We start from the raw sequence: 22370 nt of genomic DNA on the forward strand, positions 1-22370 counted from the left end.
ACCAGCCAGACCCAGCGCGAGACCGCCTACCAGGACTGGCTGCACTCCTACAATCACCACCGCCCCCACACCGCCCTCGACGGCCAAACCCCCGCCAGCCGCGTCCACAACCTCACGGGGAAGTACATCTAGGCCTGGAGCCTAGGCCCCGCGGGCTCCGCCTCAGTCGCCGAGGCCGCTACTGCCGGCGCTGCTGCGGCATGGCGACGGCCCGGTGATCATCCGTGATGGACGATCACCGGGCCGTCGTCGGTCTCAGCCCGCCTCAGGAGCCGGTCATGCGGATCAGTAGCCGATGAGGGCCTCGGGCTGGGCGGAGTCCCGCACCTTCGTGGGGTGCAGGCCGCCCTTGCCCGCGTCGATGTCCTCGGCATTGATCCGCTTGGCGAAGACCTTGTAGCTCCAGATGGTGTAGGCCAGCACCCCGGGCACGAAGACCACCGCGGCCGCCGTCATGATGATGAGCGTGGTCTCGGCACTGGCCGCCTGGGTCAGCGTCAGGGAGTAGGCCGGGTCGATGGAGGAGCGCATGACATCGGGGGCCATGGAGGCGAAGATGAAGACCACGGCCATGGCGATGCCCACGAAGTGCAGGGCGAAGGCCCAGCCGTCGCGGCCGGTGGCACTGGCGCTCATCGAGGCCAGCAGCCCGACGGCGGCGATGATCAGCGGCAGCCAGGACAGCGCGTTGGGGGAGTGGGCGATCTGCGCCCAGACCGCCCAGACCGCGGTCACGGCCGTGGCGGCCGGGCCCAGGCGGCGCGAGAGCCGCAGCGCCCGCTGGGACAGCTCGCCGGTGGTCTTCAGGGCGATGAACAGGGCCCCGTGGTTGAGGAAGAGCAGGCAGGTGACCACGCCGCCCAGGAGGGTGAAGGGCGTGATCATGGAGAGGAACCCGCCGGTGATCTGGTGGGAGCTGCCGTACAGCAGGGTGCCGGCAGGGACGTCGGCGGCGGGCACCACCTGCCGGGTGGTCATGTCCAGCACCTCGATGCGCATGCCCTGCACCAGGTTGGCGAAGGCCACGCCCCACAGGATCGAGGGCACCCAGGCGCTGACGGTGTGCGCCCAGTCCCAGCGGTCCCTCCAGGTCTGGGAGTTGATCTTGGGCCTCCACTCGATGGCGCACACGCGCACGATGAGGCACAGCAGGATGCACAGCAGGGGGATGTAGGCCCCGGAGAACAGGGTGCCGTACCACTCGGGGAAGGCCGCGAAGGTGGCGCCTCCGGCGGTCAGCAGCCACACCTCGTTGCCGTCCCAGTGGGGGCCGATGGCGTGGAGCATGGCGCGGCGCTCCTTCTCGTCGCGCCCGAGGATCTTGAGCAGCATGCCCACCCCGAAGTCGAATCCCTCCAGGGCGAGGTAGCCGATCCACAGGATGGCGATGAGGACGAACCAGAGGATTGCCAGAGTCATGGGGTTCTACCTTCCTTGGCTCGATCGTCAGTAGGCGAAGGACAGCGCGGGCGCATGGGCCCCCGGCTGGTCCTTCTTCCCGTCCGTGGGCTGAGGGGACTGCTCCGGGTCCACGGGGGTGTGCACGCCCTCGCGGATGTAGCGGCGCAGCAGGACGAACCAGACCACGCCCAGGGCGGCGTAGAGCAGGGTGAAGATGATCATCGAGCTCAGGACCGTGCCCGCGGAGACCACCGAGGACACGCCGTCGGCGGTGAGCATGTAGACCTGGGAGACCGGGTCGGCCAGGTTGGGCACGATGACCCAGGGCTGGCGGCCCATCTCGGTGAAGATCCAGCCGAAGGAGCAGGCGATGAAGGGCAGCCACATGGTCCACAGCGCGGCCCTGCCCAGGGAGGGCCGGCTGATGAGCCTGCCCGAGCGGGTCAGCCACAGGGCCAGGACCCCGATCGCCATGGAGGCCATGCCCAGGCCGATCATGAGGCGGAAGGACCAGAAGGTCACCATGACATTGGGGCTGTAGTCGATGGGCCGGCCCTGGGAATCGGTCTCGCCGAACCGCTCCTGGTACATCTCCTGGGCCTCCTGGAGCCCCATGACCTCAGCGTTCATGTCGTTGGTGGCCATGAAGGAGTAGACGCCCGGCACGGAGATGAAGCGGGTCATGCCCTCATCGCAGTCCCCGAAGGCGATGGCGGTGAAGGGCGCCCCGGACTCGGTGTGGCACAGGCCCTCGGCCGCCGCCATCTTCGCGGGCTGCTCCTCGACCACCAGGTGGCCCTGGAAGTGCCCGGAGGTGGCGGTGATGGCGCCGGCCAGCACCATGGTGACGGCGCCGAAGCGGGCCAGGCGGCGCCACAGGTGGCGGGCCTCGTACTCCTGCTCGGCCCGCACCGCCTTGGTCATCCACCACACCGAGACGCCCAGGATGACGGCGGCCGCCACGAGGAAGGCCGAGGCGATGACGTGGACGACCGTGGTCCACAGGATCGGGTTGGACAGGACCTTTCCGAAGCCGGCCAGGCCGTCGAGCTCGGCGCGGCCGGTGGTGGGGTTGACCACGGTGCCCACGGGGTGCTGCATCCAGGAGTTGGCGGCCAGGATGAAGAAGGCGGAGAAGTTGGTGCCGGCGGCCACCGCCCACATGCACAGGTTGTGCAGCCTGGGGGAGAGGCGGTCCCAGCCGAAGATCCACAGCCCCAGGAAGGTGGACTCCATGAAGAAGGCCAGGAGGGCCTCGAAGGCCAGGGGGGCGCCGAAGACGTTGCCGACGAACCGGGAGTACTCCGACCAGTTCATGCCGAACTGGAACTCCTGGACGATGCCGGTGGCCACGCCCAGGGCGAAGTTGATGAGCAGGATCTTGCCGAAGAACTTCGTGGCCACCAGCCACTGCTTGTCGCCCGTGCGCCTCCAGAGCGTCTCCATGAGGGCGACCAGGGGCGATAGCCCGATGGTCAGCGGTACCAGGATGAAGTGGTAGACGGTGGTGATGCCGAACTGCCAGCGAGCCAGGTCGAGGGAGTCCAGCGCCATCGGTGCGAGGTTCATCGACACCACCTTTCAAAAGGATGGCGAAACTTATAGGAAGTGCTGCGGTCCCTTCCGCAGGTGCGATAGGGCAACCATAATGACACGCTGACGCCTTGTCATCAAAGTGTCAATAAGGTTCGATAACGATCGTCGGTGCGGCCGCGGGGGCCCGGCGTCCGCGCAGGTGGGGCGCTCATGGGGGCGGCGGCGGGGTGTGCCGCCGCCTGCCGCCCGGGTCCCGGGCGCCGGCGGGGACGGCGCCGCGGTCCCGTTCGCGCCCCAGTTGCGCCCACAGGTGAAGAGGTGCGGGATGGCGGCTGCCTGCGGCACCCGGGGGCGGGGATGTGAAATACTCTCCTCGGCTCCGAGTGCCCCGTACCGGCACCTGGTGCCCGGGTCCTCGGAGACGAACCCGCCCGGGATTCTCGCGCCGCTATGAGCGCCGCCGCGAGTCCGGCGCGTGCGGACGCCTTCGGGGCAGGCGCCCCATGGCGCCGCACCACTGAGACTTCATGAACTCGCCCTCGCGCTCGCGCAGGGGCACAACCGCGCTGATGCGCCGGGGGTACGACGGCGCCCCAGCGCCCGGAGAGTGCAGCCCACCATGGCACGTCGCACCGAATCAACAGAATCAACAGAATCGGCCGAGACCCGAGGCGAGTCGGTTCCCGCCGTCCAGGCGCAGGCCCCCACCGGTTCCGCCGCCGGGGAGGGAGCGGACCAGGAGCAGCCCCAGGAGCCCGCGAAGGCTCCGGTGCGCCGTCGGCGCAAGGCCACCGCCACCAGCACCACCCCGCCCGCTGAGCGTCCCGCGCGCTCGCGTCGCGCCACCGGTGGGGATGAGCCTCCGGCCTCCGGGGATGACGAGGCGCCCGCCGTCGCCCAGGCCCCGATCACCCGCAGCGCCGCGGCAGCCGGCAGTGCTGCGAAGGACGACGGCGCCCAAGCGCCCGAGCCCCCGGCCCCGCCCGCCCGCCGGCGGCGCCGGGCCACCGCCCCTGCGGCGGCGCCCGAGCAGGCCCCGGCCGCGCCCCCCGCCGCCCAGGCCCCCACGCCGGTCCCGGACCAGGACGGCGAGGCCCACGATGATGGGGCGCCCGAGCAGGCCCCGGCCTCCCAGCAGGGCAAGGCCCCCGGGGATGCCGGGAGTGCGGGGGAGGCCGAGGAGGCCGCCGGGGAGGCCGAGGAGGCGCCCCGGGCCGACGGTGCCGAGGAGCAGGATGAGGCCGAGGACGAGCCGGCGCAGGATCCCGAGGACGATGACGAGGAGGGGGCTCGGGACCGCCCCGAGGACCTCCCCGAGGCGGAGCCGCTGCGGCTGCCCGCCGCCTCCCTGCTCTTCCAGGCCCCCGACCCCAGCCGGGCGCGACGCCGCCGCCGGGTGACCGCGGCCGCAACCTCCCCCGAGCCCCAGGAGGCGGGTCCCCAGGACGCCGATCCCCAGGCCCCCGAGTCCAGGAGCGGGAGGCGCCGCTCCGCCCGGGGCCAGGAGGCGCCGTCCGACCAGGGGGCGCAGCGGGGGCGCTCGCGCCGCGGCCGGTCGCAGGCGCCCCAGGACTCCGAGACCGCCGGGCAGGGGCCCGGCAGCGCCGACCACGACCAGCCCTCCGATGGCGCCCCCGCCGGCGGTGCCGAGGCCGGCGCCGAGGACTCCGCCCCCACGGCCCCGTCCGGCCGCCCCAGGCGCCGCCGTCGTGCCACCTCCTCCACCGCCACCCCGACCGCGGCCCCGGAGCCGACGGGACGGGACGAGGAGCCCCAGTCCGATGAGGGCGAGGCGGACCCCCAGGAGGCCGCTGGTGAGGAGGCCGCCTCCGGGCGCCGTAAGCGCCGCAGGGGAGGGCGCGGACGCCGCTCGCGCCTGCGTGAGGACGAGCGCGACTGGAATGCCGAGGGCGATGAGGATGCCGGGGCCGCCGGGGCCGCTGAGGCCGGGCGGGCCCAGGACGCGCCGCCCTCGGGGGAGGCGCGGGAGGGTGCTCAGGAGGACTCCGGTGAGGAGGGGGCCGAGCAGGGCTCGCGCCGTCGTCGTCGCCGCTCCCGCACCCGCAGCGAGACCGGCAGGGAGGCGCGTGACGAGGTCACCGCGCTCAAGGGCTCGACCCGCCTGGAGGCCAAGCGCCAGCGGCGCCGCGAGGGGCGCGCCGCCGGGCGCCGCCGCCCCATCATCACCGAGGCCGAGTTCCTCGCCCGCCGCGAGAGCGTGGACCGACAGATGATCGTGCGCGAGTCCGATGGCCTCAACCAGATCGCCGTCCTGGAGGACGACCTGCTGGTCGAGCACTACGTGGCCCGCCACACCCAGACCTCGATGGTCGGCAATGTCTACATCGGCCGGGTCCAGAACGTCCTGCCCTCCATGGAGGCCGCCTTCGTGGACCTGGGCAAGGGGCGCAACGCCGTCCTGTACGCCGGGGAGGTCAACTGGGACGCCGCGGGCATGGAGGGCAAGCCCCGCCGCATCGAGGACGCCCTCAAGAGCGGGGACACCATCCTGGTCCAGGTCACCAAGGACCCCATCGGGCACAAGGGCGCCCGGCTGACCAGCCAGATCACCCTGGCCGGCCGCTTCCTGGTGCTCGTGCCCGGGGGGACCATGACCGGCATCTCCCGCAAGCTGCCCGACACCGAGCGCTCCCGCCTGAAGAAGATCCTCAAGCGCGTGGTGCCCAAGAGCGCCGGCGTCATCGTGCGCACCGCGGCCGAGGGCGCCACTGAGGAGCAGCTGGCCGCCGACGTCGCCCGCCTGGTCGAGCAGTGGGAGGCCATCGATAAGAAGGCCGGCTCCGTGCTCAAGGGCTCGGGCAAGGCGCCCGTCCTGCTCAAGGGGGAGCCCGAGCTGGCCGTGCGCGTCGTGCGCGACGTGTTCAATGAGGACTTCCGCCGCCTCGTCGTCTCCGGGGACCAGGCGTGGAGGACGATCTCGGGCTACGTCGGCGAGCTCAGCCCCGAGCTGGTCGACCGCCTGGAGCACTGGACCGGGCCCGACGACGTCTTCGCCGCTCACCGCGTGGACGAGCAGCTGGCCAAGGGCTTCGACCGCAAGGTCTGGCTGCCCAGCGGCGGCACCCTGGTCATCGACCGCACCGAGGCCATGACCGTCATCGATGTCAACACCGGCCGCTTCACGGGTGCCGGGGGCACCCTGGAGGAGACCGTCACCCGCAACAACCTGGAGGCCGCCGAGGAGATCGTGCGCCAGCTGCGGCTGCGGGACATCGGCGGCATGGTGGTCATCGACTTCGTCGACATGGTCCTGGAGTCCAACCGCGACCTGGTCCTGCGCCGCCTGGTGGAGTGCCTGGGGCGCGACCGCACCCGCCACCAGGTCACGGAGGTCACCTCCCTGGGCCTGGTCCAGATGACCCGCAAGCGGGTGGGCCAGGGGCTCGTCGAGGCCTTCTCCACCACCTGCGAGTCCTGCAACGGCCGCGGCTTCATCGTCCACGACGAGCCCGTGGAGAACCAGCAGGCCGACATGTCCGCCTCGGCCTCCCGGGGCCGCGGTCGCGGGCGCAAGCGCCGCGAGGAGGAGCAGGGCGGCGCGCAGGCGGCGACCGCGCCTGAGCCCAAGAAGGCCAGGAAGCCCGGTCGGAAGGGCAAGGAGACCCAGGACGCCCCGGAGGCCGAGGGTGTCGATGAGCAGGCTCGGGCGGCTGTGCGCGGAGCCCTGGCCCAGATCGCCGCCGCTGCGGAGCAGGCCCACGAGCAGGCGATCCAGGACGGCCAGGCCCATGAGGACGGCGCCACTGGCGACGACGGCCGCGCCAGTGCTGAGGGCGGGCGTGAGGACGGTCCCGAGGGGGCTGACGGCGCTGCTGCCGAGAGTGCCGCGCCCGCGACGAGGAAGGCTGCCAGGGCCAGCAGGACCCGCAGGAGGAGCACCTCCCGGGCGGTGGCGGCCGCGCCGGCTGAGGTGCAGGAGCCCGCATCGGCGGCTGCGCCGGCTGAGGTGCGGGATCCCGCTCGGGCCGACTCCGAGGACTCCGGTGGGGCCGGGGCCGATCAGCCCAAGGATGATGGTGCGGCCCCCGCGGAGTCCAAGGCCACCAGGAAGCCGCGCCGTCGAGCGGCCTCCGCGCGCAAGGCCGCTGCTCAGGAGCCCGGCACTCAGGGTGCGGCGGAGGGGACCGGTTCGGAGGCGGGCGAGGGGCCCGACCAGGATGCGGAGCCCGCCCGGGACCCCGGGGCTGAGCCGGGCACGACCGGCAAGACCGGCGCATCCGGCAGGGCCAGCGGGACCGGCAGGGCCACCAAGGCGGGAAGGACTGCCGGCAGGGCCGGGAAGGCCACCGCCTCCGGTGCGGACTCCGAAGGGGCCGGCGTCCCCAGCCGGGCCTCCCAGGCCGGTGAAGGCGCCGGTGAAGACCCGGCCGAGCCCAGCACGGCCGACCAGGACGCCGGCACGGCGGGCCAGGAGGCACCGGTCAGGAGCGCGCGCAAGCCGCGCCGTCGCGCCGGCTCCCCGGCCACCGCGCCCGGGGCCTCGGCCCCGACGGCGGCTGAGCCGGCATCTGGGCCGGCCGACGAGGCCGCCGCCCAGGCGGGCGATGCCGGGGGCCCCGCGCCAGAGGGCGACTGAGGGCCCGTGCCCAGGCCCCGAGCCGCTCGTGGTTCTTCCCTGGGAGGAGCGATCGGGGCGGTCGGCTCGTGCCCCTCTCCCGGCCCGGGAGGGGCGGGGCGATCGGATCACCGTCATGGGTGTACCAGCGGGCCCCTCTCCCGGCCCCGGGGGGTCCGGGGTGTGGATCGGGGCTCTGGGCTCGGCGGCCTTGGCCGCTGGAGGGCTCCGGGATGGCCACGGGCTCGGGAGGGTGGTTGGGGCTTCAGGTTGGGCGTCGCTTCGCGGAAAGCGCGTCACTTCGCGACTTGGACGACACCTGTAGGTACCGTCCAAGTCGCGAAGTGACGCCTCTGTCGCGAAGTGACGTCCCACCGAACCCGCCCCACCACGGCCCTGGCCCGCCACCGGCCCTGGCCTTGCCAGAGGGAGGTCGTGCCCAAGAACACAGGATGATGGGTGGCTGGGAGGTTGGACGGCCGCGGTGCATCGCCTAGAGTTGCCTGTCGGTGCGTCTTGCACCATTGCCCAGGGGATGCCCCTCCTGCACAGGAGGCGGGGCATTCAGAAATCACGACAGAGATGAGCATTCAAGTGGTCTACGCGATCGTCAAGGCCGGCGGCCGTCAGGAGAAGGTCTCCGTCGGCGACGTCGTGGTTGTCGACAAGCTCGCCGGCGAGATCGGTGACGAGGTCTCCCTCGCCCCCCTCATGCTGGTGGATGGCGACAAGGTGACCACCGCCGCTGCCGACCTGGCCAAGGCCTCCGTCACCGCCGAGATCCTCGGCGAGGAGAAGGGCCCCAAGATCAACATCCTGAAGTTCAAGAACAAGACCGGCTACCGCAAGCGCCAGGGGCACCGCGCGCAGCTGACGGCCGTCAGGGTCACCGCTATCAAGTGACCCTCCGGCCGGGGAAACCGGCCATCTGAACGCACACGATCGAGAAGAAAGAAGCCCGAGATGGCACACAAGAAGGGTCTTGGCTCCTCCCGCAACGGCCGCGACTCCAACGCCCAGCGCCTCGGCGTCAAGCGCTACGGGGGCCAGTTCGTCAAGGCCGGTGAGATCATCGTCCGCCAGCGCGGCACCCACTTCCACCCCGGGAGCAACGTGGGCCGCGGCAACGACGACACCCTGTTCGCCAAGGCCGCCGGCAACGTCGAGTTCGGCACCTTCCGCGGCCGCAGGGTCGTCAACGTCGTGCTCCCCGAGGCCTGAGCCTCAACGGGACGCACCCCCATCTTTCCTCGCGAGGGCGGACGGCTCGGGCCGTCCGCCCTCGCGGCATAGGCACACCCGAGACCAGGAGGACCCCATGCCCAGCTTCATCGACCGAGTGGTCCTCCATGTCGCCGGGGGCGACGGCGGTCACGGGTGCACCTCGATCCACCGCGAGAAGTTCAAGCCCCTGGCCGGGCCCGACGGCGGCGACGGGGGCCACGGCGGCGACGTCGTCCTGAGCGCCGATCCCTCGGCCACCACCCTGCTGAGCTACCACCGCTCCCCCCACCGGCGCGCCGGCAACGGCACCCCCGGCATGGGGGACTGGCGGCGGGGCACCGACGGGCAGGACCTCGTCCTGCCCGTGCCCCAGGGCACCGTGGTCAAGGCCGAGGACGGGACGGTCATCGCCGACCTGGTCGATCCCGGCAGCACCGTCGTCGTCGCCCGGGGCGGCACCGGGGGCCGCGGCAACTTCTCCCTGGCCTCCCCCCGACGACGCGCCCCCGGCTTCCACCTCCTGGGCGAGCCCGGCCAGGCCCGCGACGTCACCCTGGAGCTCAAGACCATCGCCGACGTCGCCCTCGTGGGCTACCCCAGTGCCGGCAAGTCCTCCCTCATCGCCGCCATGAGCGCGGCGCGCCCCAAGATCGCCGAGTACCCCTTCACCACCCTGGTGCCCAACCTGGGCGTGGTGGAGGCCGGATCCGTGCGCTACACCATCGCCGATGTGCCCGGGCTCATCCCCGGGGCCTCCCAGGGCAGGGGACTGGGCCTGGAGTTCCTGCGGCATATCGAGCGCTGCTCGGTCATCGCCCACCTCCTGGACTGCGCCACCCTGGAGCCGGGCCGCGACCCCCTCAGCGACCTGGACGTCATCGAGGCCGAGCTGGAGGCCTACTCCCGGCGCCTGAGCGCCCAGGAGGCCGACCCCGCCCTGACCGGCCTGGCCCCGCTCATGGAGCGCCCCCGCGTCGCGGTGCTGACCAAGATCGACATTCCCGAGGCCGCCGAGCTCGCCGACTTCGTGCGGGCCGATCTGGAGGCCCGCGGCATGCAGGTCTTCGAGGTCTCGGCCGTGGCCCACACCGGGCTCAAGGAGCTGTCCTTCGCCCTGGCCCGGCTGGTGGAGCAGGCCCGCGCCTGCGCCCCCGCCGCGCAGGCGGGGCCCGAGCGCCCGGTCATCCGGCCGCGGGCCGTGGGGCGGCGCGGGCCCGAGCCGGTGGCCGAGGTCCGCCAGGTCACCCACCCCAGTGAGGGCAGCGTCTACCAGGTGCGCGGCGATAAGCCCGAGCGCTGGGTGCGCCAGACCGACTTCTCCAACGATGAGGCGGTGGGCTATCTGGCCGACCGTCTGGCGGCCGCCGGGGTGGAGGACGAGCTGGTCAAGGCCGGGGCCCGGGCCGGGGACGCCGTGCTCATCGGCGAGGTGGAGGGCGGAGTGCTCTTCACCTGGGAGCCGGCCATGTCCACCGGCCCCGAGCTACTGGGCGCCCGCGGCACCGACCTGCGCATCGACCAGAGCCACCGGCGCACCAACGCCCAGCGCCGCGAGCAGTACCACGAGATGATGGACGCCAAGGAGGCGGCCCGCGCCGAGTTGCGCCAGGAGGCCGCCGAGGGCCTGTGGACCGACGCCTCCCACTGGGATGAGGGGGAGCGGTGAGCCGGGCGCCCTCACCGCAGGACGGCGGGATCGGCAGCGGGACCACGGTGCCCACGGCCCGCCCCGGGCGCCTGGCGCCGGGCGCCCGGGTGGTGCTCAAGGTCGGCTCCTCCTCCCTGACCCGGCCCGACGGCGGACTGGACCTCAATCGCATCGACATCCTCGCTGGGCTCACCGCGGGCCTGCGGCGCCGGGGCCACGACGTCATCCTGGTGACCTCGGGGGCGGTGGCCGCGGGCCTGACACCCCTGGGCCTGGAGGCGCGGCCCCAGGAGCTGCGGCTGCTCCAGGCGGCCGCCTCGGTGGGGCAGGGCAACCTCATGGCCCGCTGGCAGACCGCCATGAGCGCCTACGGGGTGGTGGCCGCCCAGGTGCTCCTGACCGCCCAGGATGTGGCCGTGCGCAGCCACTACCGCACCGTGCGCGCCACCTTCGACGCGCTGCTGTCCCTGGGGGCGGTGCCCATCGTCAACGAGAACGACGCCGTTGCCACCGACGAGTTCTCCCTGGGGGACAACGACCACCTGGCGGCGCTGGTCTCCCACCTGGTGACCGCCGATGTGCTCGTGCTGCTCACCGACGTCGACGGTCTGTGGACCGCCCGCCCCGGCACCCCCGGCGCCAGGCCCATCCGCCACGTGCGCAGGCCCGCCGACCTGGAGGGGGTCTCGGTCTCCGGGCGCGGCTCGCAGGTGGGCACCGGGGGCATGACCACCAAGGTCCAGGCGGCCACGATCTCCTGCGCCTCGGGCACGGCCACCCTCATCGCCTCCGCCGACGACGCGGCCGCCCTGCTGTCCGGGCCCGATCTGCCCGTGGAGGTGGGCACCTGGTTCGACCCCACCGGCCCCCACCGGCCCAGCCGCCGGCTGTGGATCGCCCACGCCTCCATGCCCGAGGGCCGGATCCTGGTGGACGAGGGGGCGGCCCGCGCCCTGACAGTGGGGAAGAAGTCCCTGCTGCTTCCGGGCGTGACGGCGGTCAGCGGCGACTTCGAGTCGGGGGCGGTGGTCGATGTCGTCGGCCCCGAGCGCACCGTGGCGCGCGGCATCTGCCGCTACTCGGCCGCCGAGCTCGGGGAGGTCCTGGCGGCGCGCTCCGCCGGCACGCCCGCCCCCGATCATGTGGCCCCCGTGGTCCACCGCGACGACCTGGCCGAGCTGCCCCGCACCGCCGGCGCCTGAGCCGGCGGTGCACTCCCGCTGGATCAGCGGCTGCGGTCCTGGGCCTGGAGGATCTGCTCGCGCATGAGCTCGAGGCGGCCGATGGCCCGCTCCAGGCTCGGGCTGTGATTGCGGGCCCGCTCCACGTTCCAGTGCTCGCGGGCGAAGCCGTTGATCCTGGCGACGTACTCCGGGCCGGGCGTGCCGTCGCGGCGCACGAGGTCGCGGCGCACTGACGAGGATCGTGAGTGCTGGCACAGCCTCAGCAGCTCGCGCTTGGCATGCTCCAGATCATCAGGGCGGTCCGTGATCTTCTTCATCGGCACGTGGAAGAAGCGTGAGAAGCCGTCAGCATCAGCCAGGAGCCAGGCCTCCATCATTGAGCACGCCAGGCGGAGCTCGAAAGCGCCGTCGTGCGGGTGAGGGCCGATGAGCTCCTCACGCAGGGCGACCGGGCAGTGCCGATCGGCATCACGGAACACGATCCACGGGTGATGAATGGTCGTGCGCGCAAGACCTGGAATGATGCCATCGAGCCTCGCCGCGCCCCGCTTGACGAGGCACGGCCGGGCCAGGGCGAGGCGGGCATCGACCATGCCCCGGTCGGACTCCCCCTTGATCGCGAGCCTGTACCGCCAGGTGTGCTCCCCCTCTTGAAGGGTGACGTCAATGACCAGGCGGCCCCTGGCGTGGTTCCGGGCGAAGAGGCTGCGGACCTTCTTCAGGCCCCCGCGGTTCTCGATCGCACTGGCAAGTCCGCCCTTCGGGCCGGCCACGTCTGACAGGAAGCGGAAGATATCGAGAAGATTCGACTTTCCCGCTGCGTTGGGGCCGACAATGAAGAGCCGGTCGCCGATGTCGAACTCAACATTCTCGAAGTTCCGCCAGTTGCTGGCAGCGAGATGGGTGATCCGCATCGATGCTTGCTCCCCCTCGTGGCGTGGTTGGCGAGTCTCGGGCCGGGGCGATTCTACAGGCCGCCTGTGGCGGCGCTCCGGCATCAGGGGCGAACAGGGGCCATGACCTGATCGCCGTGATCCGAGGCAGGCAGTACTGGGTGATCTCTGTCTCGCCGTGCTGAGCCCTGCGCGACCTGGCGGTTCTCTTGATGGGCCGGCTCGCAGTCGATGATGGCGGATCCCGCCCCGCTGGCGCTCTTAGGCTGACCCTCTATGGTGGGAGCATGAGTTCTGGACGGATCCCTCAGGCCCCCGGCGGTGCCCAGGGCGCCGGCGCGAGCACCGCTGAGAGCCCGGAGCGGGCCACGGCCCTGGTGGCCTCGGTGACCACGGCCGCCCGCGCCGCCCAGCGGGCCATTGCCGGCGCCCCGCGCGCCGTGAAGGACAACGCCCTGCACGCCATGGCCGATGCCCTGCTGGCCCAGGCCGGGCCGATCCTCGCGGCCAATGCCGCCGACCTGGCCCGCGGCCGGCAGGAGGGGATGAGGCCGGGCCTGCTGGACCGCCTCGCCCTGGATCCCGAGCGCCTGGAGGCGATCGCCGGGGCCCTGCGCGAGATCGCCGCCCTGCCCGACCCCGTCGGCCAGATCGTCGACGGCTCGGTCATGCCCAATGGCCTGCGGGTGCGGCGCGTGCGCGTGCCCATGGGCGTGGTCGGCATGATCTACGAGGCCCGCCCCAATGTCACTGTGGATGTCGCCGCCCTGGCCATCAAGTCCGGCAACGCCGTCGTCCTGCGCGGCGGCAGCGCCGCCGAGGCCTCCAATGCCGCCATCGTCGAGGCCCTGCGCGGAGCCCTGGCCGCCCAGGGCCTGCCCGCCGACCTCGTCACCACCGTGGACTCCGCCGGGCGCGAGGGCGCCCGGGCCCTCATGCACGCGCGCGGCCTGGTCGATGTGCTCGTCCCGCGCGGGGGAGCGGGCCTCATCCGCGCCGTGGTGGAGGAGTCCACGGTGCCGGTCATCGAGACCGGCTCGGGCAACTGCCACATCTACGTCGATGCCAGTGCCGAGCCGGCCTCCGCCGTCGATATCGTCGTCAACGCCAAGACCCAGCGGGTCGGGGTGTGCAACGCCGCCGAGACCCTCCTGGTCCACCAGGGCATCGCCGCCTCCTGGCTGCCCCGGGCGGCCCAGGCCCTGTGGAGCCGGGGAACCATCCTGCACGCCGACGCCGCCGCCCGCGAGATCCTCCGGGGCCCCGCCGCGGCCGACTCCCACCAGGACCTCCTGGTGGAGGCCACCGAGGAGGACTGGGGCACCGAGTACGGCTCCCTCGACCTGGCGGTGCGCGTGGTGCCCGACCTCCAGGAGGCCATCGAGCACATCCGTGCCCACACCACCGGGCACACCGAGGCCGTCCTGGCCCAGGACACCGCCGTCATCACCGCCTTCATCGCCGGGATGGACTCGGCCGCCGTCATCGTCAACGCCTCGACCCGCTTCACCGACGGCGGACAGCTCGGCCTGGGCGCCGAGCTGGGCATCTCCACCCAGAAGCTCCACGCCCGTGGGCCCATGGGCCTGGCCGAGCTGACCACCACCATGTGGATCGTTGAGGGCGACGGCCACGTGCGTCCCTGAAGGAGGGTGCAATGAGGACCCTGTTCCGCCCCCGAGGCCGCTTCATCGCGGTCCTGACCATCCTGGTGACCTCGGTGCTGCTGACCTGGGTGACCTGGTCCGCCATGAGCTCGCCCAGCGGGACCACCAGTGGGCCGGGCATCGACATCACCCCCAGGCCCTTGCCCTCGGGGCAGTCCGCCCCCGCCTCCCACGGCGCCACCGAGACCGCGACCCCGAGCGCGCACCACAGCCCGCAGGTCGTCGAGCCCCCCGCGCCCGCCGCCGTCGACCCCCAGGGGCAGAGCGGCCAGGGGGGCCATGCCGAGCAGCCGGCGGCGCCGCAGGAGGCCCCTGCCGCGCCCCAGGCGCCCCCCGCAGCGCCCCAGGCGCCGTTGGAGGACGACGACGCCGACGACGATGATGTTGAGGACGCCGCGGAGCCCGACGACTGAGGCCCGCGGCGCGGAGGGCTCACACGAGGCGGTAGCCCATGCCCCGCACCGTCTGGAACGTGTCCTTGCCGAGCTTGTTCCGCAAGTAGGACATGTAGACCTCGACGACATTGGAGCCCGGGTCGAAGTCGTAGCCCCACACGGTGCTCAGGAGCTGCTCGCGGCTGAGGACCTGGCCGGGGTGTCGCATGAAGGTCTCCGCCAGGGCGAACTCGCGGGCCGAGAGCTCGATGGTGGCGCCGTCGACCTCCATGGTCCGGGTGCGCAGGTCGAGCACCAGGTTGCGGTGGCTCAACCGCATCGATTCGGCGGCGGGCTGGGCGGCCTCGGCGCGCAGCCGGACCCGGATGCGCGCCAGGAGCTCCTCGAAGGAGAAGGGCTTGGGCATGTAGTCATCCGCCCCTCCCTCCAGGCCCGCGACCCGGTCGGCCACCGAGGTGCGGGCGGTGAGCATGATGACAGGGGTGGTCACTCCCTGGCCGCGCATCTGCTCCAGGGCGGTGAACCCGTCGATGTCGGGAAGGCCGACGTCCAGGATGATGAGGTCGATCTCCCCGCGGGCGGCCAGCTGGACCGCCAACTCCACCGCCTCGATCCCCGAGGCCGTCGTCTGAGCGGTGAATCCGGCTGATCTGAGTCCCTTGACGAGGAAGGCGGCGATGCGCGCCTCGTCCTCCACTACCAGGATGCTGCTCATGGGTCGCCTTCCCTTCGCGATCGGGGCTGGTGGGCGCTACCGGCCATGGTGGTTGATCGGCAGCATGAGGGTGAACACGGAGCCGACCCCCGGCTGGGAGCTGATCTCCATGGTGCCCCCGTGGGCGTAGATGATGTTCTCCACGATACTCAGCCCCAGGCCGGTGCCGGGCGCCCTCTGCTCGGCCTCGGCGCTGCGCCCGAAGCGCTGGCGCACCCGCTCCATGTCGGCCTCGGCGATGCCGATGCCCTCGTCGGCCACCCACAGGCGCGCCTGACCGTCCTCGACGCGCGAGCCCAGGGCGATGCGCGAGCCCGCGTCGGAGTACTTCACGGCATTGGCGGCCAGTTGGAGCCAGGCCTGGGTCAGCCGCGCGGGGTCCGCCTGGCACACGGATGTGGCCGACTCCTCCAGCACCCACTGGCGCTCGCCCAGGGCCCGAGCCTTGTCGAAGACCTGCACCGTCAGCTCGGAGAGCTGTGTGGCACGGGGGCGGAAGAAGCCGGACTCGGTGGTCTTGGCCAGCTCCAGCAGGTCGTTGACCAGGGTGCCCATCCGGTCCAGCTCGTCAATGGCCAGGCACCGGGTCTGGATGACATCCTGGGTGTCCTCGGGGTCCAGGAGCTCCATGTGCCCCCGGATGATCGTGATGGGGGTGCGCAGCTCATGGCCGACGTCGTCGAGCAGGCTGCGCTCGGCCTCCACCGAGCGCTGCACCCGGTCCAGCATCCCGTTGATGGCCCGGGCCAGGGCGCTGAGGTCATCGCGGCCCTTGACCGGCACGCGGGAGGTCAGGTCATTGGCACCGATCGACTCGGTGGCGCGGCGCAGCACCCCGATGGGGTGAAGGAGGCGCTCGACCCCGAACCAGGCCAGGGCGGTGACCAGGGCGACGGTGAAGACCGCGGCGGCCGCGTAGAGCACCATGGTGCGGCGCAGGTTGGCACTGGCGTCCTCCATGTCGATGACCTGGGCCAGGGCCGCCTGGGTGCTGCCGTCGCGCAGGGGCACCACCATGACCCGGTAGGAGCCCGAGGGGGTGGTGATCGTGGTGATGGTGGCCTGTGGCTCGGTGCTCAGCTCTCCCAGGCGCTCCACCAGCGCTCTGTCCTTCTCCGGGCGCAGGGTCACCTCGGCGGAGGGGAACCAGCGCAGCTCCTCATCGACGAAGCCCAGCTCGCTCTCGCCGGGGCGCACCACGGAGCGCTGGATGTGGGTGTAGACCACCTGGGAGGCGTCGGTGAAGGGCGCGCCGGTGGCCGGGTCGACGCCCTCGGTGGCCAGCACCTCGAAGCGGTCGCGGCTGCGCTGGAGGTGCTCATCGATGTCGGCGCGCAGGGTCTGCTGGCCCAGGACCCACACGATGGCGCCGCAGCTGGCCAGGGCGATGCCGGCCACCAGGATGATGGCGGCCAGGACCCGTGCGCCAACCGTGGCCGAGGGGGAGATCTTCTCGGCGTTCACGGCTGCATTGTGCCCCGCGCCACTGCCCCGGTGGTAGGTGCTCATGCCGGGCCCATCACCGGGGTGGCGCGGGGCCTGCCGGCGCTGCCGGACCGCCCGCTCATCTGCCTATGCCCCGGTAGTCCCAGCCGGCCTCCCGCCAGGCCGTCGGATCCAGGGCGTTGCGCGCATCGATGATCACCGGCCGTGCCACCAGCTGGGCCGCGCGGTGGGGATCCAGGCCGGTGAACTCCGCCCACTCGGTGGCCAGGATGACCAGCTCGGCGCCCTCAAGGGCCTGCTCGGGGTCGGAGGCGGCGTGGAGGCGGGGATGGTCCTGGCGCACCCGGTCCATGGCATGGGGGTCGTGGATGGTCACTCGGGCGCCGTGATCGGCCAGGCGCTCAGCCACCTCCAGGGCGGGGGAGTCGCGCAGGTCGTCGCTGTTGGGCTTGAAGGCCGCCCCCAGCATGGTCACGGCCGCCTGGGAGGGGCCGCTCCCCAGGAGCTCCAGGGCCAGGTCCACCACGTGGTCGCGCTGGTCCTGGTTGATGGTGTCGACCTGCTCCAGCAGCTCGGCCAGGGTCTGGGCGCCGTGGGTGGTGGCGCTGGCCCGCAGCGCCCGGATGTCCTTGGGCAGGCAGCCCCCGCCGAAGCCCACCCCGGCGTGCAGGAACCGCCTGCCGATGCGCTCGTCGAGGCCCAGGGCCCGGGCCAGGACGGTGACGTCGGCGCCGGTGGCCTCGCACATCCTGGACATGGCGTTGATGAAGCTGATCTTGGTGGCCAGGAAGGAGTTGGCGGCGGTCTTGACCAGCTCTGCGGTGGCGTAGTCGGTGAGGATGCGGGGGGTGCCCTCCTCCAGCATCGGGGCGTAGACCTCGTCGAGGGCCGCGCGCGCGGCGTCGGCCTCCTGGGGGTCCTCGGGCAGGCCGTAGACGATCCGGTCGGGGTGGAGGGTGTCCTTGACGGCGAAGCCCTCGCGCAGGAACTCCGGGTTCCACACCAGTCGGGCGCGCCCCTCCAGGCGGCCCGCCGCCTGGAGGGCGGTGCCCACCGGAACCGTGGACTTGCCGACCACCAGTGGTTGGCGCCCCCCGGACAGCAGGGGGATGAGCAGGTCGACGGCGGCCCACACCTGGGACAGGTCAGCCTCCCCGGCACGGGTGCCCTGGGGGGTGCCCACGGCGATGAAGTGCACGTCCGCCTGGGCGATCCACTCGGCGGTGCCCTCCTCGGCCGGGTTCGCGGTGAAGCGCAGGACGCCCCGCTCGACCCCCGAGACGAGCAGCTCGGGCAGTCCGGGCTCGTAGAAGGGCGCCTCGCCCTGGGCCAGCTTCTCGGCCTTGACCGGGTCGATGTCGATACCCAGGACTTCGTGGCCCAGGTGCGCCATGGCGGCGGCGTGAACCGCTCCGAGGTATCCGCAGCCGATGACTGTCAAACGCATGAGGTGCTCCCATCAGTGGTGTCGTGGATGGTGTCGTGAATGGATGAGGGGGCTGCCAGGCAGCTGCTCGTCCAGCGCGGCAGCCATGCCCGCGCCCCGGGGCGGAAGGCGTGGACGAAGATGAGGCGGAGCCGTGCGCCGTGGTGGTAGGCCCGCAGACGAGCGCCCGTGGTGGGGCTGGCGGCGGCCATGTCCTCCAGGAGGCCCTGGACGCGGTCGTGGCCCTGGGGGCTCAGGCGCCCCTGGAGCGCCATGAGCTCGGCGTGCGCCATGAGGTTGCCCAGGTCCAGGGCCGCCTCGGCCAGGGCGGGGGTGTCCAGGTCGATGAGGGACAGGTCGCGGCCGTCCCACAGCAGCTGGCCGTCATGGAGGTCGCGGTGGCACAGCGTCAGGGCCGGCCCGGGGCTCTGCTCACCGCCGGCCTCCAGATCGGCGCAGGCCTCCTCCACGGCCCGCCCCAGGGCGGGCCCGGCGTGGGGGTCCCCGGTGGCCTCCTCCAGCAGCCCATGGCCGGCGGCCCGCTCATACCAGTCGCGCAGGACCCGCGCCTCGTGGGCGGGGGAGTGCAGGGGGAGGCTGGCGCCCGCGGGACCGAGCCGGCTCCACACCCGGGCCAGCCGCTGCCACCCCGGCAGCCCGGCGTCGCCGAGCTCTGCCAGGCTGCGGCCGGGCACCAGCTCCAGGTCGATGCGGTCCTCGTCGGCACGCAGGATCCCGGGCACGCGCAGGCCCACGCGGGTGAAGGCCTCGAAGGCCTCCAGGCTGGCCGGCGAGGGCCGGGCCCGCCCGGGGCGGGTGAGCTTGCTGACCCGGTCCGGTCCCAGGACCACGGCCCTGCGCCCGGCGCGGTGGACGACGAGCCGACCGCCCAGGCCGGGTGACAGGGCGGGAAGGGAGGGATCGTCGGCGTAGGGCAGCAGCCTGTGCTCCCCCTGACGGGGATCCAGGATGCCGGCGCGCAGGCGCCCCTCCTGGTCGCGGCACTCGAAGGTGACCTGCCCGTTCCTGGCGGGCCAGGCGCGCAGGACGCCGGGGATGGCCGAGAGCGCCCCCAGGAGCCCTGAGGGCCGGTGCTCCGGGGCCGGCACGGCCCGAGTGCCCCGGCTGCGCGGGCCATCCGCCCCTGGTGTGCTGGTGGGGGGTGCTGCGCTCATGCCTCGGCTCCTGCGCTCTCCAGCCGGCAGATCCGCTCCTCGATGGCCTGCCTCCAGTGGGGATCGGCGTGCCGCAGCGGCTCGGCCAGGCGCGAGAGCTCGGACAGGGAGATGGCCTGCCGCAGCTGGTCCGGGTCCGGCAGCCGCCCGCCTGCCTGCTCGTAGCCCTCCAGCAGCGACCGGCCCATCTCAAGGGGGCAGACCGCGAGGTAGGAGCCCAGGTCGGCGGCCGCCGGGCCCAGTCCGGCGCGATCGAAGTCGGTCAGCCAGATGCGGTCGGTGGCGGGATCGCGCAGCACCTGGTCGGGGGAGGCATCGCCGTGGATGAGGACCGCCGGCCCCGCGAGCCGCTCGGGCATGAGCTGGGCGATCCGCCGGGTGCGGGCGGCCAGCTCGGGGGCGAGGGGCTCCAGGATGCGGGCATGGGTCTGGGCCAGGCGGCGGGCCGAGGAGGGCACACTGGGCAGGCGCCGGCGCAGGCCCTCGTCGAGCTCGTGGGTGGAGGTGTGCAGGCGGGCCAGCAGCGCGCCGGTCCGGCGGGTGCCCTCGGCATCCGGGGAGCGCTCCAGGTCGGTGGTCCCGCACAGCTCCTGGAGGCTGTAGTACCCGGACTCCCAACGCTCGTCCAGCTCCTTGAGGGCGGGCACGGGCACGAGGCGCCCCATGGCGCGGTGGATCTGCTCCGTCCGCCGCCCCGGGGCGGTGCGGATGCGCAGCACGCCGTCCTCGCGGCGCAGCACCAGGCGCCGCGAGGGGTTGTAGCGCAGGACCTCGCTGGCATCCCAGTCGCCCAGCAGGCCGTGCCGGCGCGCCTGCACCAGGCGGGGGGCCAGCTTGGGATCGGCGTCCACCGCTCCGGCCTGGAGGACCAGCCCGTCGGGCAGCGTCCGGGTGATGATCCCCAGGCCGTGGCGCTCGGCGCGCTGCTGGACCTTGACGGCCTTGGAGGCCGAGACCGGCCACAGCAGGCGGGCCCAGCCCGCGGTGCGCCCCGTGCTGCGCTCGGCCAGCCCTGCCAGCAGGGAGACCCCGGGCTTGATGCGCAGCCGCACCGCGCGCACCTGCGCACCGGTGAGCTCGCTGAGGACATCGGCGTCGAGCACCCCTTGCAGGGCGCTGAGTGTTGAGACGGTCATGTGCGGGCTCCTGACTCCTGCGGCTCGGGCTGCGGGTCGGCCAGCGCCTCCGGCTCGTCCTCATCGGAGGCCTCCTGGTCGCCCTGCTCCGGCTCCTGGTCCTGGTCGTCGCTGTGGTCGATGTCGTCGCTGTCCTCCCGGGGCCGGCCGTGCTCCGTGAGCCCGTCCTGCTCCTGGTCCTGCTCCGGGTCGTGCTCCGGGTCGTGCTCCGAGCCGGCCCACGCGCGCAGGATCGCCGAGGTCCTCAGCAGGCGCCGGGGGGAGCCGTTCATGAGGATGTGGCCGTCCTGGATCCACACGATGCGGTCGGCGCGCAGGGCCGCCTGGGGCTCGTGGGTCACGGTCAGGGTGGTGCGGCCCTGGACCAGGTCCTCGATGGCGTCGAGCACCAGGCCCGTGGACTTGGGATCCAGGCCGGTGGTGGCCTCATCGAGGACCACGAGCCTGGAGTCGCGCAGGAAGGCCCTGGCGATGGCCACGCGCTGGCGCTGCCCGCCCGACAGGGTCCCGCCGCGCTCACCGACCTCGGTGTCATAGCCCTGGGGCATGGCGCTGATGAAGTCGTGGGCGTGGGCGGCGCGGGCCGCCTGCTCGACCTCCTCATCACTGGCCCCGGGCCGCCCCAGGCGGATGTTCTCCCGGATGGTGCCCGTGAGCAGCACCGCCTCCTGGTGCAGGACCGAGACCTGGGAGCGCAGGGGCCCCAGGCTCAGCTCGGTCAGGGGGTGGCCATCCAGGCTCACCGTGCCGCTGGTGGGGTCCATGGCCCGCACGACCAGGGAGGCCAGGGTGGACTTGCCCGACCCCGAGGGCCCCACCAGGGCCACATGCTCCCCGGGCATGACGGTGAGGTTGACGCCGTGGAGCACCTCGACTCCCTCATAGGCGGCGCGCACATCCTCGAAGCGCAGCAGGCCGCGCACCGAGCGCAGCTCGCGCCCCTGGTGGGGCGAGACGATCTCGGGCTCGACGGCCATGAGGTCGGCCACCCGCTCGCCCGAGGCGGTCGCCCGGGCGATCCGGCCGGTGTACTTGGCCATGTCGCGCAGGGGCTTCATGGTGGTGCGCAGGTAGGTGGTGAACAGCACCAGGTCGCCCGGGGTCATCGCCCCCTCCAGGACCCGCAGGCCCCCGCCGACCATGACCACGGCGGTGGCCAGCCCGACGATGACGTCGGTGCTGCGCTCCAGGCGCGCGGCGATGCGCCGGGAGCGCACCCCCTCGCGCAGGGAGACCGTGTTGACGCCGCTGAAGCGCTCCTGGAGCAGGGGCTCCAGGCCGTAGGCCTGGACCACCTTGATGGCGCCCAGCGCCTCCTGGGCGGTGTTGGCCAGGTTGCCCTCGGAGCGGCGGCTGCGCAGGGAGGCGGCGGTGATCCGCTTGGAGGAGCCCGATGAGGTCAGGACGAAGGCCCCCACCGCCAGGACCACGATCATGGCCAGCAGGGGGTCGAGCACCACCATGACCACGAGCATGACCACCAGGGTCAGCACATTGGCGGCCAGCGGCAGACCGGCGGTGACCGCCACCTCCTGCATGCGGTTGACATCGGAGATGAGGCGCTGGACGGTGTCGGCGCTGCGGTTGCGGGCGTGGAACTGCTGGGACAGGCCCTGGACGTGCTCGAAGGCGCGGGCCCTCAAGGAGGCGGCGGTGCGTGAGCCCACCAGGGCGAAGGCCACGGTGGCCAGGTAGTTGCACAGCGCCCGGGCCGCGACGATCCCCACCAGGACGGCCCCCAGGCCCAGCAGCATCCTCAGCCCCGCCGGGGCGGTGCCGGTGCTGGTGCCCAGGGAGGCCACCACGGAGTCCACCACGATCTTCATGGGCCAGGGCTCCAGGACCCTGAAGGCGACCTCCGCCAGCAGGGCCACGGTTCCACCGGCCATGAGGCGCCACTGGGGCACGGCGTCGGGGCGCAGCAGCCGCAGGGTCTGCCGCGTGGCCG

Annotated in this window: 17 protein-coding genes; 8 read left to right on the plus strand and 9 right to left on the minus strand. The window is 72.8% G+C overall.

Annotation, left to right across the window (positions count from 1 at the left end; genetic code table 11):
- The coding region (locus tag J5X07_RS02500) for an integrase core domain-containing protein (RefSeq protein ID WP_208478634.1) at positions 1-132 on the plus strand (132 nt) is incomplete at its 5' end.
- 153 nt (positions 133-285) lie between these two features.
- On the opposite strand, the gene cydB is transcribed toward J5X07_RS02500, so the two are convergent.
- On the minus strand, positions 286-1419 hold the full coding sequence (gene cydB, locus J5X07_RS02505) for a cytochrome d ubiquinol oxidase subunit II (protein WP_208478568.1): 1134 nt from the start codon (positions 1417-1419) through the stop codon (positions 286-288).
- Between the two features lie 27 nt (positions 1420-1446).
- Entirely contained in the window at positions 1447-2970 is a 1524-nt protein-coding gene (locus J5X07_RS02510) for a cytochrome ubiquinol oxidase subunit I (RefSeq protein ID WP_208478569.1), read from the minus strand.
- A gap of 586 nt (positions 2971-3556) precedes the next feature.
- Here J5X07_RS02510 and J5X07_RS02515 point away from each other — a divergent pair.
- The 5 genes from J5X07_RS02515 to proB all read left to right on the plus strand — a co-directional run bounded on the left by J5X07_RS02515 (position 3557) and on the right by proB (position 11587).
- Positions 3557-7534, plus strand: a complete 3978-nt coding sequence (locus tag J5X07_RS02515; protein ID WP_243896353.1) for a ribonuclease E/G — start codon at positions 3557-3559, stop codon at positions 7532-7534.
- A 561-nt stretch (positions 7535-8095) separates the two neighbouring features.
- Positions 8096-8416 carry a 50S ribosomal protein L21 gene (gene rplU / locus J5X07_RS02520; protein WP_124934478.1) on the plus strand — a complete coding sequence of 107 codons (321 nt, stop codon included), beginning with the start codon at positions 8096-8098 and terminating at the stop codon, positions 8414-8416.
- 60 nt (positions 8417-8476) lie between these two features.
- Positions 8477-8734: a 50S ribosomal protein L27 gene (gene rpmA / locus J5X07_RS02525; protein WP_124934477.1), complete on the plus strand. Its 258-nt coding sequence runs from the start codon at positions 8477-8479 to the stop codon at positions 8732-8734.
- A 97-nt stretch (positions 8735-8831) separates the two neighbouring features.
- On the plus strand, positions 8832-10403 hold the full coding sequence (gene obgE / locus J5X07_RS02530) for a GTPase ObgE (RefSeq protein ID WP_208478570.1): 1572 nt from the start codon (positions 8832-8834) through the stop codon (positions 10401-10403).
- Positions 10404-10492: 89 nt separating this feature from the next.
- The gene (gene proB, locus J5X07_RS02535) at positions 10493-11587 is read left to right on the plus strand and encodes a glutamate 5-kinase (protein ID WP_124934484.1); all 1095 of its coding nucleotides are present in this window, start codon (positions 10493-10495) and stop codon (positions 11585-11587) included.
- 23 nt (positions 11588-11610) lie between these two features.
- Here proB and J5X07_RS02540 read toward each other — a convergent pair whose 3' ends face one another.
- Positions 11611-12483 carry an AAA family ATPase gene (locus J5X07_RS02540; RefSeq protein ID WP_208478571.1) on the minus strand — a complete coding sequence of 291 codons (873 nt, stop codon included), beginning with the start codon at positions 12481-12483 and terminating at the stop codon, positions 11611-11613.
- 266 nt (positions 12484-12749) lie between these two features.
- Between J5X07_RS02540 and J5X07_RS02545 the strand changes: the two genes are divergently transcribed.
- Together J5X07_RS02545 and J5X07_RS02550 are read left to right on the plus strand one after the other, a co-directional pair.
- Positions 12750-14108: a glutamate-5-semialdehyde dehydrogenase gene (locus tag J5X07_RS02545; protein WP_208478572.1), complete on the plus strand. Its 1359-nt coding sequence runs from the start codon at positions 12750-12752 to the stop codon at positions 14106-14108.
- A gap of 11 nt (positions 14109-14119) precedes the next feature.
- The gene (locus J5X07_RS02550; RefSeq protein WP_124934473.1) at positions 14120-14542 is read left to right on the plus strand and encodes a hypothetical protein; all 423 of its coding nucleotides are present in this window, start codon (positions 14120-14122) and stop codon (positions 14540-14542) included.
- A gap of 19 nt (positions 14543-14561) precedes the next feature.
- On the opposite strand, the gene J5X07_RS02555 is transcribed toward J5X07_RS02550, so the two are convergent.
- The 6 genes from J5X07_RS02555 to J5X07_RS02580 form a co-directional block, all read right to left on the minus strand.
- Positions 14562-15239, minus strand: coding sequence for a response regulator transcription factor (locus J5X07_RS02555; protein WP_124934472.1), 678 nt, complete (start codon positions 15237-15239; stop codon positions 14562-14564).
- 36 nt (positions 15240-15275) lie between these two features.
- Positions 15276-16703, minus strand: a complete 1428-nt coding sequence (locus J5X07_RS02560; RefSeq protein ID WP_124934471.1) for a sensor histidine kinase — start codon at positions 16701-16703, stop codon at positions 15276-15278.
- 100 nt (positions 16704-16803) lie between these two features.
- A complete protein-coding gene (locus J5X07_RS02565) occupies positions 16804-18132 on the minus strand; it encodes a UDP-glucose dehydrogenase family protein (protein WP_208478573.1) in 1329 nt (442 codons plus the stop codon).
- Complete coding sequence (locus tag J5X07_RS02570) at positions 18123-19286, minus strand: phosphotransferase (protein WP_208478635.1); 1164 nt, start codon at positions 19284-19286, stop codon at positions 18123-18125. Before J5X07_RS02570 ends, J5X07_RS02565 begins: the two co-directional genes overlap by 10 nt.
- Entirely contained in the window at positions 19283-20422 is a 1140-nt protein-coding gene (locus tag J5X07_RS02575; protein ID WP_243896354.1) for an aminoglycoside phosphotransferase family protein, read from the minus strand. Before J5X07_RS02575 ends, J5X07_RS02570 begins: the two co-directional genes overlap by 4 nt.
- Positions 20419-22311: an ABC transporter ATP-binding protein gene (locus J5X07_RS02580; RefSeq protein ID WP_243896368.1), complete on the minus strand. Its 1893-nt coding sequence runs from the start codon at positions 22309-22311 to the stop codon at positions 20419-20421. Before J5X07_RS02580 ends, J5X07_RS02575 begins: the two co-directional genes overlap by 4 nt.
- Between the last annotated feature and the right edge of the window lie 59 nt (positions 22312-22370).

It is taken from the genome of Actinomyces bowdenii (assembly GCF_017592395.1).
In the GTDB taxonomy this organism is placed as follows: Bacteria; Actinomycetota; Actinomycetes; order Actinomycetales; family Actinomycetaceae; genus Actinomyces; species Actinomyces bowdenii.

Excerpts from the sequence above, each read along its gene's own strand:
- cydB (WP_208478568.1), bottom strand. The coding sequence starts at position 1,419 with ATGACTCTGGCAATCCTCTGGTTCGTCCTCATCGCCATCCTGTGGATC.
- J5X07_RS02510 (WP_208478569.1), bottom strand. The coding sequence starts at position 2,970 with ATGAACCTCGCACCGATGGCGCTGGACTCCCTCGACCTGGCTCGCTGG.
- J5X07_RS02515 (WP_243896353.1), top strand. The coding sequence starts at position 3,557 with ATGGCACGTCGCACCGAATCAACAGAATCAACAGAATCGGCCGAGACC.
- rplU (WP_124934478.1), top strand. The coding sequence starts at position 8,096 with ATGAGCATTCAAGTGGTCTACGCGATCGTCAAGGCCGGCGGCCGTCAG.
- rpmA (WP_124934477.1), top strand. The coding sequence starts at position 8,477 with ATGGCACACAAGAAGGGTCTTGGCTCCTCCCGCAACGGCCGCGACTCC.
- obgE (WP_208478570.1), top strand. The coding sequence starts at position 8,832 with ATGCCCAGCTTCATCGACCGAGTGGTCCTCCATGTCGCCGGGGGCGAC.
- J5X07_RS02540 (WP_208478571.1), bottom strand. The coding sequence starts at position 12,483 with ATGCGGATCACCCATCTCGCTGCCAGCAACTGGCGGAACTTCGAGAAT.
- J5X07_RS02545 (WP_208478572.1), top strand. The coding sequence starts at position 12,750 with ATGAGTTCTGGACGGATCCCTCAGGCCCCCGGCGGTGCCCAGGGCGCC.
- J5X07_RS02550 (WP_124934473.1), top strand. The coding sequence starts at position 14,120 with ATGAGGACCCTGTTCCGCCCCCGAGGCCGCTTCATCGCGGTCCTGACC.
- J5X07_RS02555 (WP_124934472.1), bottom strand. The coding sequence starts at position 15,239 with ATGAGCAGCATCCTGGTAGTGGAGGACGAGGCGCGCATCGCCGCCTTC.
- J5X07_RS02565 (WP_208478573.1), bottom strand. The coding sequence starts at position 18,132 with ATGCGTTTGACAGTCATCGGCTGCGGATACCTCGGAGCGGTTCACGCC.
- J5X07_RS02570 (WP_208478635.1), bottom strand. The coding sequence starts at position 19,286 with ATGAGCGCAGCACCCCCCACCAGCACACCAGGGGCGGATGGCCCGCGC.
- J5X07_RS02575 (WP_243896354.1), bottom strand. The coding sequence starts at position 20,422 with ATGACCGTCTCAACACTCAGCGCCCTGCAAGGGGTGCTCGACGCCGAT.
- J5X07_RS02580 (WP_243896368.1), bottom strand. The coding sequence starts at position 22,311 with ATGGCCGGTGGAACCGTGGCCCTGCTGGCGGAGGTCGCCTTCAGGGTC.